This is a genomic window from Demequina subtropica (assembly GCF_000971235.1).
GTDB classification, from domain to species: domain Bacteria; phylum Actinomycetota; class Actinomycetes; order Actinomycetales; family Demequinaceae; genus Demequina; species Demequina subtropica.
Genome location: NZ_BBMB01000008.1, coordinates 144,559 through 154,686, shown reverse-complemented (window position 1 = coordinate 154,686; position 10,128 = coordinate 144,559). Strand labels below are relative to the sequence as shown.

General features: G+C 72.0%; 11 protein-coding genes. 4 read left to right on the top strand and 7 right to left on the bottom strand.

Features of this window, described 5'->3' with window-relative positions; genetic code table 11:
- Positions 1 to 136: 136 nt before the first annotated feature.
- The 4 genes from AOM06_RS08685 to manA all read right to left on the bottom strand — a co-directional run bounded on the left by AOM06_RS08685 (position 137) and on the right by manA (position 4,271).
- Positions 137 to 871: a C40 family peptidase gene (locus AOM06_RS08685; protein ID WP_228372902.1), complete on the bottom strand. Its 735-nt coding sequence runs from the start codon at positions 869 to 871 to the stop codon at positions 137 to 139.
- A gap of 152 nt (positions 872 to 1,023) precedes the next feature.
- Entirely contained in the window at positions 1,024 to 1,704 is a 681-nt protein-coding gene (locus AOM06_RS15175) for a metal-dependent transcriptional regulator (protein ID WP_062304701.1), read from the bottom strand.
- On the bottom strand, positions 1,701 to 3,029 hold the full coding sequence (locus tag AOM06_RS08675; RefSeq protein WP_062304700.1) for a UDP-glucose dehydrogenase family protein: 1,329 nt from the start codon (positions 3,027 to 3,029) through the stop codon (positions 1,701 to 1,703). Before AOM06_RS08675 ends, AOM06_RS15175 begins: the two co-directional genes overlap by 4 nt.
- A gap of 27 nt (positions 3,030 to 3,056) precedes the next feature.
- On the bottom strand, positions 3,057 to 4,271 hold the full coding sequence (manA, locus tag AOM06_RS08670; RefSeq protein ID WP_062304699.1) for a mannose-6-phosphate isomerase, class I: 1,215 nt from the start codon (positions 4,269 to 4,271) through the stop codon (positions 3,057 to 3,059).
- A 32-nt stretch (positions 4,272 to 4,303) separates the two neighbouring features.
- On the opposite strand from manA, the gene serC reads away from it, so the two are divergent.
- A complete protein-coding gene (gene serC, locus AOM06_RS08665) occupies positions 4,304 to 5,428 on the top strand; it encodes a phosphoserine transaminase (protein ID WP_062304698.1) in 1,125 nt (374 codons plus the stop codon).
- Positions 5,425 to 6,279: a CAP domain-containing protein gene (locus AOM06_RS08660; RefSeq protein ID WP_062304696.1), complete on the top strand. Its 855-nt coding sequence runs from the start codon at positions 5,425 to 5,427 to the stop codon at positions 6,277 to 6,279. The genes serC and AOM06_RS08660 overlap by 4 nt, the downstream gene beginning before the upstream one ends.
- Here AOM06_RS08660 and AOM06_RS08655 read toward each other — a convergent pair whose 3' ends face one another.
- From AOM06_RS08655 to AOM06_RS08645, 3 genes are all read right to left on the bottom strand, one after another.
- Complete coding sequence (locus AOM06_RS08655; RefSeq protein ID WP_369401404.1) at positions 6,280 to 7,401, bottom strand: MFS transporter; 1,122 nt, start codon at positions 7,399 to 7,401, stop codon at positions 6,280 to 6,282.
- 73 nt (positions 7,402 to 7,474) lie between these two features.
- Entirely contained in the window at positions 7,475 to 8,485 is a 1,011-nt protein-coding gene (locus tag AOM06_RS08650; RefSeq protein WP_082105434.1) for a DUF3027 domain-containing protein, read from the bottom strand.
- Positions 8,485 to 8,865 (bottom strand): cold-shock protein, encoded by a 381-nt coding sequence (locus AOM06_RS08645; RefSeq protein ID WP_062304690.1) that lies wholly within the window; start codon positions 8,863 to 8,865, stop codon positions 8,485 to 8,487. The genes AOM06_RS08650 and AOM06_RS08645 overlap by 1 nt, the downstream gene beginning before the upstream one ends.
- 172 nt (positions 8,866 to 9,037) lie before the next feature.
- Here AOM06_RS08645 and AOM06_RS08640 point away from each other — a divergent pair, with 172 nt between their 5' ends.
- Together AOM06_RS08640 and AOM06_RS08635 are read left to right on the top strand one after the other, a co-directional pair.
- Positions 9,038 to 9,760 (top strand): HD domain-containing protein, encoded by a 723-nt coding sequence (locus tag AOM06_RS08640; protein WP_062304688.1) that lies wholly within the window; start codon positions 9,038 to 9,040, stop codon positions 9,758 to 9,760.
- A gap of 72 nt (positions 9,761 to 9,832) precedes the next feature.
- Positions 9,833 to 10,120: a WXG100 family type VII secretion target gene (locus AOM06_RS08635; protein WP_062304680.1), complete on the top strand. Its 288-nt coding sequence runs from the start codon at positions 9,833 to 9,835 to the stop codon at positions 10,118 to 10,120.
- Positions 10,121 to 10,128: the final 8 nt, after the last annotated feature.

The following is a 10,128-nucleotide window of genomic DNA, read 5'->3' as shown; positions in this document are numbered from 1 at the left end:
GCGATTCGAGCACTGAGCACCTCGCGGGAGGAGGGGCGGCGCAGCGCACGCGCGGCGCGGCGTGACGATGCGCCGGCCCCGGACGCGACGAGGGCCGCCACCGAGACGGTGGCGGCCCTCGTGCGACACGTGAGGATCAGGTCACGCGGACGTAGACCGGGCTCGACTGCCAGATCGCGCGGAACTGGACGGTCTTGCCGGGGCGCGGCGAGTCGATCTGCAGGTTCGGGCCCGCGTAGATCGCGACGTGGCCCGGCGAGACGATGATGTCGCCCGGCTGCGGGTTCGACACGCGCGTGCCGACCGAGTAGTAGGCGCCCGACGAGCGCGGCAGCGAGATGCCGAGCTGGCCGTAGACGTACGACACGAAGCCGGAGCAGTCGAAGCCGGCCGGCGTCGAGCCACCCGAACGGTAGGGCGTGCCCACGTACTTCGAGGCCTCGGCGATGACCGCCGAGCCGCTGATCGCGGCCTGCACGTTCGCCGACGACGCGGTCGAGGACGACGACGAGGAGGACGACGACGAGGTCGACTCGCTCCGCGAGACGGTCGTGGTGCCGCTCGTCGTGCTGGGCGCGGTGGTCTCCTCGACCACGGGCTCCGGCTCGGGCTCCGGCGGCGGCGGGACCTTGACCTTGACGGTCGGCGTGTCGATCTCGTAGGCGCTCTTCTTGGCGGCGGTCGTCACCTCGGGGATGTCGGCCACGTCGCTCGTGTAGGCGGCGGCCGCATCAAGGACGGTGCCGGTGCCCGACGAGTCGTCGGTCACCAGGGCGGCGGCTGCGGCTCCGGTCAGGGGGACCACCACGAGTGCTGCACCCGTGGCCGCGGCCACCGCGCGCGTCTTGGCGCGCATGTATCCGTACTTCAAAGTTTTCGTTCCTTCCGCGCCCCGTGCGCGTCGATGTTTCTGCACCCCTACGCTCGCGTCATCTTCGAGCGTTTCGTCTTGTGGGGGGCGCGGCGGAGATGGTCTCCATGCCTTCAAGGCCGTCGTTGTTACCGAAAATTTATCAAAGAACGCTAGGAAGGCAAGCCAAAGATGTGGCGGGCCTGATCTCGGCCCAGAACACCCCGCTTGTCGGCCACCGTGACCACCACCGCATCGTCCTGCGCCGCCAGCCCGACGATCGCGCCTGGCAGGAGGCCGTTCTCGACCATCTCGGAGAGCAGCTGGAGGTCCGCCTGCGGGTGCTCACCGATGCGGGTGACTGTGACGCGCGTCACACCGGCGTCCGCGAGGTCCGTGAGGCCGCGCTCGTCGGGCACCAGCGCGGCGTCAGCGGCGCCCAGCTCGTCGAGTCCCGGGATGGGGTTGCCGTACGGCGAGACGGTCGGCTCGCCGAGGATCTCGAGCAGGCGCATCTCGACACGCTCGCTCATCACATGCTCCCACCGGCACGCCTCCTCGTGGACGTGCGAGAGGTCGAGGCCGATGACGTCGGTGAGCAGCCGCTCCGCGAGGCGGTGCTTGCGCATCACCCGCATCGCGAGCTCGCGCCCATGCTCCGTGAGCTCGAGGTGGCGGTCGGGGGTGACCACCACGAGCCCGTCCCGCTCCATGCGCGCGATCGTCTGCGAGACCGTCGGGCCGGCGTGGCCCAGGTGCTCGGCGAGGCGGGCGCGCATCGGGGTGACGCCGTCCTCGATCAGCTCGTAGATGGTGCGGAGGTACATCTCCGTCGTGTCGATGAGATCGCTCATGACGCGTGGCGACCCAGCCCGATGTAGCGCCAGCCCGCGTCGGTCCACTGCTCGGTCGGCAGGCAGTTGCGTCCATCGATGACGACGGGGCAGGTGACGCGCCCCTTGAGCGCCATCGGATCGAGCTCACGGAACTCGGACCACTCCGTCGCGACGATGACCAGGTCCACGTCGAGGCACGCGGTGAGCGCGCTCTCCGCGAAGTTGAGCGTCGGCCACACCTGCTCCGCGTTCTTCATCGCCTCGGGGTCGAACACGCGCACGTCCGAGCCCGCGAGGTGGAGGCGGCCCGCGATGTCGAGCGCCGGCGAGTCGCGGACATCGTCCGAGTTCGGCTTGAACGCGGCGCCGAGGACGGCGATGCGCGCACCCTTGAGCGAGCCGCCGACCTCACGCGCGGCGAGGTCGACGACATGGTCGCGGCGACGCATGTTGACGTTGTCGACCTCGCGCAGGAACGTGAGCGCCTGGTCGACGCCCAGCTCGCCCGCTCGCGCCATGAAGGCGCGGATGTCCTTGGGCAGGCAGCCGCCGCCGAATCCGAGCCCTGCCCCGAGGAACTTGCGGCCGATGCGCACGTCGTGACCGATCGCGTCGGCCAGGTCCGCCACGTCAGCGCCGGTGACCTCGCACACCTCGGCTACGGCGTTGATGAAGGAGATCTTGGTCGCGAGGAACGCGTTCGCGCTGACCTTCACCAGCTCGGCCGTCGCGAGGTCCGTCGTGAGGAACGGGGTGTCGCGCGAGATCGCATCCGCGTACACCTCGCGCGCGACCTCCTCGACGCGGCCCGGGTGCGCCTTGTCGATGCCGAGCACCAGCCGGTCGGGACGAAGCGTGTCCTCGACCGCGAAGCCCTCGCGCAGGAACTCGGGGTTCCAGCCGAGCTCGGCCTGCTCGCCCACCGGGGCGAGCTCACGGACACGCGCGGCCAGACGCGCCGCCGTGCCCACCGGCACGGTCGACTTGCCGAGGATCACGGCGGGCCGCGTGAGCAGCGGTGCGAGCGTGTCGATCACGGCGTCGACGAACCGCATGTCCGCCGCGTTCTCACCCTTCTTCTGCGGCGTGCCCACGCCGATGAAGTGCACGTCGGCGAATTCCGCCGCCTCCGCGGCGTCGGTGGTGAAGCGCAGGCGCCCCGAGTCGACGTGCTTACGGAGCAGCTCCGGGAGTCCAGGCTCGAAGAACGGGACCTCGCCCCGCTGGAGGCGCTCGATCTTGGCGGGGTCGATGTCGACGCCGATCACCTCGTGGCCGAGCTCGGCCATGCCCGCCGCGTGCGTGGCACCGAGGTAACCGGTGCCGAAGACAGAGATGCGCATAGTCATGCGCCCCAGGCTAGTGGCTCGTCAGCGCATGCGAGCCGGGACCTCGACGACCACGGCGGAGCCCACCGCGTCCACAATCAGACGACCATCCGCAAACGGGACGAAGGCCGCCTCGCCGCGCCTCAGGCTCAGCGATCCGCGGTCCCCGTGGACCGTCGCGGTGCCGTCCACGGCGAGGACGATGCGGGGCCCGGCCGCGAACGCTGCGGTGCCTCGCTCCACCATGGTGAGGGCGAACTCGTCGACGGGCGCCGGGTAGCGGGTCGCCACCCCCTCGGACTCGGTCACGACCACCGGGGGCGGCGTCGGCGTGCCGTCCGTGAGCTCCACGAGGAGGTCGATGTCGACGGGCTTCGGGGTGAGGCCGGCGCGCACCACGTTGTCGGAGTTCGCCATGATCTCCACGCCGACGCCCGACTGGTACGAGTGGATGACGCCCGCGCCGGTGAAGCATGCCTGGCCCGGGGTGAGGCGCACGACGTTGAGGGCGACGGCGACCAGGGCGCCGGGATCGCCGGGGAACTCGAGCGCCGCGGCGGAGGCGACGGCGAGCGACTCGGGCACGCCGGAGCGGCCGCCCACCTCCACGAGCGCGGCGAGCGCGGCGGGCGCCTCGGGGTCGCGCAGCACGCGCTGGATGTACTCGCCGAGCGCCACCGTCGGCTCGGTCGCGTTCGCGAGGTCCTCGGCCCACCGCCGGGTGCAGGGCTGGTCGAGCCACACCAGGTCCTTCGCGACGGCCGATGCGGGACGGAAGCCCGCGAGGAGCGTCATCGGGGTGAGCGCGACGATCATCTCGGGCTTGTGCGAGCGGTCCTTGAAGGTGCGCGTGGCCGCGTCGACGGGAACTCCGCGACCCTCCTCGTCCTTGAAGCCGGCCTCGGCCTGGTCGAGCGTCGGGTGCACCTGAAGCGAGAGCGGCTTGGCGATCGCGAGCACCTTGAGAAGGTACGGGAGCCGCTCCCACCGGGAGGCGAGGTCGGGGCCCAGCATCGCCTCGGGAGCGCGCGCGATCAACGCATCCAGCGGAGCGCTCTCGCCGGGGTGCATGCCGAGCTCGTCCGCGCCGTCGTGATGCGCGGCCGTGGCGAGCGCGGGCGCGGAGGTGTGCGCCCCCCACCACGCCTCGGCGACGGGGTCTCCGGACACGGGGAGTCCGACCAGGTCCTCGAGGACCTCGGTCATCCCCCATGCGTAGTTCTGAAGGGCGGGCGTAAGGCGGTACACGTGCGCCATGATGCCAGCACCGCCGCCACTACAGTGATGCCATGACGGACATCATCGAGATCCCGCCTGCCCTGCTGCCCCGTGACGGACGCTTCGGCTCGGGGCCGTCCAAGGTCACCGACGCGCAGGTGGACGCCCTGGTCGCGAGCCAGCCCGGGGTGCTCGGCACGTCCCATCGCCAGGCGCCCGTGAAGAACCTCGTGCGCGACATCCGCGCGATGCTGGGGGAGCTCTACGCGCTGCCCGCCGGCTACGAGGTGATGCTCGGCAACGGCGGCTCGACGATGTTCTGGGACGCGGCGGCGTTCTCGCTCGTGCGCGAGCGCGCCCAGCACTGCGCGTTCGGGGAGTTCGGGTCGAAGTTCGCCAAGGCGACCGACGCCGCCCCCCACCTGGGCGCATCGTCCATCCGCACCGTGGCGCCGGGAGGCGCCGTCCTGCCCGAGGCCGAGCCCGGCATCGACGTCTACGCGTGGCCGCACAACGAGACGTCGACCGGCGTCTGCGTGCCCGTCGTCCGGCCGGAGGGCATCGGCGAGGCGCTCACGGTGGTCGACGCGACCTCCGCGGCCGGCGGGGTCGAGGTCGACATCGCGCAGGCGGACGTCTACTACTTCGCGCCCCAGAAGAGCTTCGCGGCGGACGGCGGCCTGTGGTTCGCGATCGTGTCCCCGGCGGCGATCGCGCGGATCGATGAGATCGCGGCGAGCGGGCGGTGGATCCCCGAGTCGCTGTCCCTCAAGGTCGCGCTGGACAACTCGCGCGCCGAGCAGACGCTCAACACACCCGCGGTGGCGACGCTCGTGCTCATGCGCGCGCAGCTCGAGTGGATGCTCGCGGGCGGGGGCCTGCCCTTCACCGCCGCGCGCTCGCGCGCCTCGTCCGACCTGCTCTACGACTGGGCGGCACGAACCGGATGGACTGAGACATTCGTCACAGACCCTGGCCTCCGCTCCCCCGTGGTTGCGACCATCGATCTGCACCAGAGCGTCGACAGCGCCGAGCTGCGCAGGCACCTGCGCGCTCAAGGGGTTGTCGATATTGATCCGTACAGGAAGCTTGGCCGGAACCAGATCCGCGTGGGCGTGTATCCCGCGGTGGATCCGGAGGACGTGAGCCGCCTGGTGCAGTCGATGGACTACCTCGTGGAGAGATTGCTGACATGACCGAGATGCAGGATGTGCTGGAGCGCAACCGCCGACGTCGTCGTCACGCTCCGGCCATCCTGCTCGGCGGGCTGCCGGTCGTGATCGCCTCGACGGTGCTCGCCAGCGCCTACACCTTCGCCCCCGCCACCGCCTCCTACGCGCAGGACGCGATCGACGCACCCGCCGTCGAGGACCAGCAGCCCCAGGCGCTGCCCACCATCACCGCCTCCGCCGACGGCGTCGAGGCCCCGCGGACGCACACGGTCGAGGTCACCAAGCCGAAGCCCACGCCCACGCCGACCCCCACGCCGACCGCGACCTCGACCCCCGCATCGTCCGGCGGCTCGAGCCCGAGCGCCTCGAGCTCGACGTCGAAGTCCAGCTCGGGGACCTCATCGTCCACCTCGACCTCCTCCGGCTCGACCTCGAAGAAGAGCACCAAGGTCGACTTCACCGCCTACTGCGCCAACCCGCAGGCGCCGTCGGGCGCCTCGAGCGTGAGCGGGCTCCTCGCCGCGGCGAACGCTGAGCGCGCCAAGGCCGGGATCGCGCCGCTCACGTGGTCGGGCTCGCTGGCCTCCGCGGCACAGTCCTGGTCGAGGTCGATGGCGGCGAGCGACTCGAAGACCGATGCGCCGGCCGACGCCCTAGCGCACAACCCGTCGCGACCGGGAGCGGAGAACGTGGGCGTCGCGTACCGCTCGACCGGCATGTCCGAGTCGACGGCCATGAACAAGCTCCACGTCAACTGGGTCTACTCGTCCGGGCACTGCGCGAACCTCATGAACCCCGCGTACACCCAGATGGGCGCGGGTGCCGCCGTCACCGACGACGGCACCACGTGGTACGCGACTCAGAACTTCCGCTGATCAGTCCGACCGGTGCACGTGCGCCGGTCGTCCGCGCGGCACCCACCGGAGGAACCCGGCGGTCACCGCGAGGCCGATGCCGCCGACCGCGACGTATCCGACGGGGAGAGCGATGAGCGCTCCCGCGGACACCAGCGCGGGGCCAGCGAGACCGCCGACGTCCTGGAGCACCATCCACACGCCGGTGAACACCGAGCGTCCGCGCACAGGCGCCACATCCGCGCCGAGCGTCATGATGAGCCCCGACCCCCACCCGTTGCCCACGCCGAGGACGAGCGCCGCCGCCGTCACCTGGGCCGCGCCGTGCGTGAGCGGCAGCAGCAGGAAACCGGCGGCGAGCAGGAGGGATGACGGCACCGCGGTCCACAGCCGGCCGCGTCGGTCCATCGTGGCCCCGGCCGGGTAGAACAGCAGCATGTCGATGCCCGCAGAGATCGAGAAGATGAGCGTCGACACCTCGGGGCTGAGTCCCACGTGCGCGGCCCACAGCGGGATCACCGCGATCCGCGCCTGGCGCAGCGCACCCGTCGCGACCACCGTGAGGCCCAGCGTCGCGAGGACGTGCCGATGCTCGCGGATCACCTCCCTTAGGCTCGCCGGGCTCGGCGGACGGACGATGCGCCGGTCGCCGCGCATGCCGACGATCGCGAGGAGCGCCATCGCGGCGACGATGCACACGAGCCCGAGCCAGTAGGTCGCGGGCAGGCCCCATGCCGCGATCACGGCCGCGCCGATCAGCGGTCCGATGAAGTTCCCGATGCGCCACACCCCCGCGAGCGAGGTGAGCGAGCGGGCGATGCCCTCGTGGCTGATGACGCCGAGGATCTGATCCTGACGGGCCACGTGGTACGCCGCATGTCCGAGACCGACGAGCACCGCGCCGACCATGAAGACCGCAAGGTCCGGCTCGAGCGCGGCCGCCGCCGCGCCCGCTCCGATGAGGCCGAGCGACACGAGCGCGGCATGCGCCGAGCCGAGACGATGCGTGAGCGCGCCGCCGACGGCCGATCCGGGCAGCCTGCCCAGCTGGTACGCCGCGACCGCGAGCGAGCCGAAGGCGGCGGTGTGCCCCATGTCGACCACCGTGAGGGCGAGCACCGGGAGCATCGCCCCGATGCCGATCTCCGCGACGAGCGTGGGGACGTAGACGCGAGCGGCGAGCGCGCGCGCGACGTGGGCCGTGGCGGCGGCAGGCTCAGTCAGCCTGGCGCTCCGCGTCCTCGGCTTCCGTCTCGGCGGTCTCCGTCTCGGCGGTCTCCGCCTCCGCGGCCTCGACGACCTCCGCAGCCTCGACGACCTCCGCGGGCTCGGTGGCGTCGTCGCTGGCGGGCTCCTGCTCCGGCTCGACCGGCGCCTCGGGCTCGGACTCGACCACGGTCTCGGTCGCGGCGTCGGGCGCCGTCTCCGGCTCCGCGGACGCCTCGTCCTCGACGGGCTCCGCCACCGGCTGCTCCTCCGGCTCGGGCGCGAGGTCGAGCGCCACGGGCACATCGTTCTGGAACACGGGGTCCGGGTCGGGCCACTGCGTGGCACCGCGCTCGACATCGGTCTCGGAGTGCGCGCCGCACCCGTGGTCGACGCTCACCACGCGGCCGTCCGAGGGCGACCACTCGTTGGCGCACGCGCCGAAGCGCATGCGCATCGAACCGGTGAGCGGGATGAAGAACGCGCAGGTCGAGCACGGGGACGCGGAGGCCATCGCGGACGCGGCGCTCGGGCCGTGCGAGCCGCGGTACCAGCGGTCGGCGACCTCGGTGCGGCCGTCGGGCCCCAGCACGCGGGGGCGCCCCAGGCCGAGCTCCCAGTTCGCGAGCTTGTCCTCGTCCTCCTCGCCCGTGGACTCGTAGCCCTGGACGAGCCGGCCGTCGCCGTGGATGTACGGAAGCACCATCGACGGCTCGAGGTCGCCGGGACGCACGCGGTCGGCCCACGGCACCCACGCGGGGGCGAGGAGCGCATCGTCCGCGGGCACCAGGTGCGCCTCGCAGACCGTCGCGGCCTTCTGGCGCGGCGCGCGCGCGAGCGTGACGGACCACACCCACCCGCGGTAGCCGGGCATCGTGCACGAGAACAGATGCGTCACCAGCCGGTCCTCGACCGTGGTGGCGCTCAGGTGGTCGCCCACCAGGGCATCGTCGCCTGCGGCCTCGACCGCCGCCTCGCGGGCGAGATCCAGGGCGCCCAGCAGCACCGCGTCCTTGGCCATCAGACGTCCAGCTGGTCCGCGACGGCGCGCAGCACCGCGGCCACCGGCTTGCTCTTCGCGGCGTCCGGGTAGCGTCCCTTGCGCAGCGAGTTGGAGACGCCGTCGAGCATCTTGATGAGGTCCTCGACGATCACGGTCATCTCCTCGGGCTTCTTGCGGAGGTTGGCGGCGACCGACGGCGCCGCCTCGATGACGGTCACGTTGAGCGCGGACGGACCGCGACGGCCGTCGGCGACCGAGAAGTCGACCTTCGCGCCCGGGCGGACCGTGGTGCCGGCGGGGAGCGCCGAGGCGTGCAGGAAGACCTCGGCGCCATCGTCGCTCGCGATGAATCCGAACCCCTTGTCGGTGTCGAACCACTTCACCTTGCCAGTGGGCACATCTACCTCGTTCGTCCTGGATGGTGCCGCTGCTCGGCACCCCGCACGATTCTAGCCGGACCCTGCGGCACCGGCCCATGCCGAGGGTCCGCGGTGAGGTGCTTTGCTTCCGGGCACCGGATGTGGGCAGACTGGAGACGTAGAGGGAAGCCCGGAACCACTCGAGGTGAACATGCCCACGCCCACCACGCCTGCCTGGCTGCTCCCCGCATTCGTGCGGGAGGCGACCGCGGTGGGAGCGACGGCATCGCCGGAGGAGGTCGCCGAGGCGGGCGCGCGGCTGCTGCACCGCTGGCAGAACCCCGCCCGCCGCTTCCACGACGTGCGCCACCTCGTGGAGCTCCTCACGCGCGTCGACGAGCTCCAGCAGGAGACCCGCCTCCCGCACTGCGTGCGCCTCGCGGCCTGGTACCACGGAGCGGTGTTCTCCTCGGACTCCGAGTCGGCGTACGCGGCTCGCGGCGGCGAGGACGAGGACGCGAGCGCGGAGTACGCGCGGATGGAGCTGAGGGACCTCGGCGTCCCTGCGGAGAAGATCGACGCGGTGGCGACGATGGTCAGGGGCCTCGCGCGCCACGTCTCGGTGCCGGACACCCCGGACGCCGCGGTGCTCTCGGACGCCGACCTCGCGATCCTCGCGTCGGACCCCCAGCGGTACAAGGCCTACATCACCGACGTCCGCGAGGAGTATGCGGAGATCCCCGAGGACCGGTTCCTCGCGAGCCGGCGCGCGATCGTGGCGCGCCTGCTGTCGCGCGACCGCCTCTACACGAGCCCTCTCGGCGCCACCTGGGAGGCGCAGGCCCGTCAGAACCTCACTGCGGAGCTCGCACGCCTCGACAAGGCGATCGCGGCGATGTCCACGGCCGCGGACGCATCGACGCCCCTCCCCTGAGCGCGCGTCCCGCGCGGCACGGCCCGCGCGCGTCCTCCTAGCCTCGGTCGCACCGACATCGAGGAGGACACCATGGAGTACCACGTCGACGCGGCCGAGGTCTCGGCCGTCTCCGCGAGGGCGGCGCGCTCGGCCGATGCGATCCGCGGGGAGGTCGCGGCCCTCATGGCGGAGCTCACACGGCTCGACAGCTCATGGCGCGGCGGCGCGGCGACGGCCTTCGCGGACGTGCGGGAGCAATGGCGGGGCGCCCAGGCCCACGTCGAGTCCGCGCTCGACGCGATCACGCAGGCGCTCGGGCACGCGGCCCGGTCCTACGAGGACGCGGAGGCGACGGCGTCGCGCCTGTTCAGCAGGTGAGGGGACGT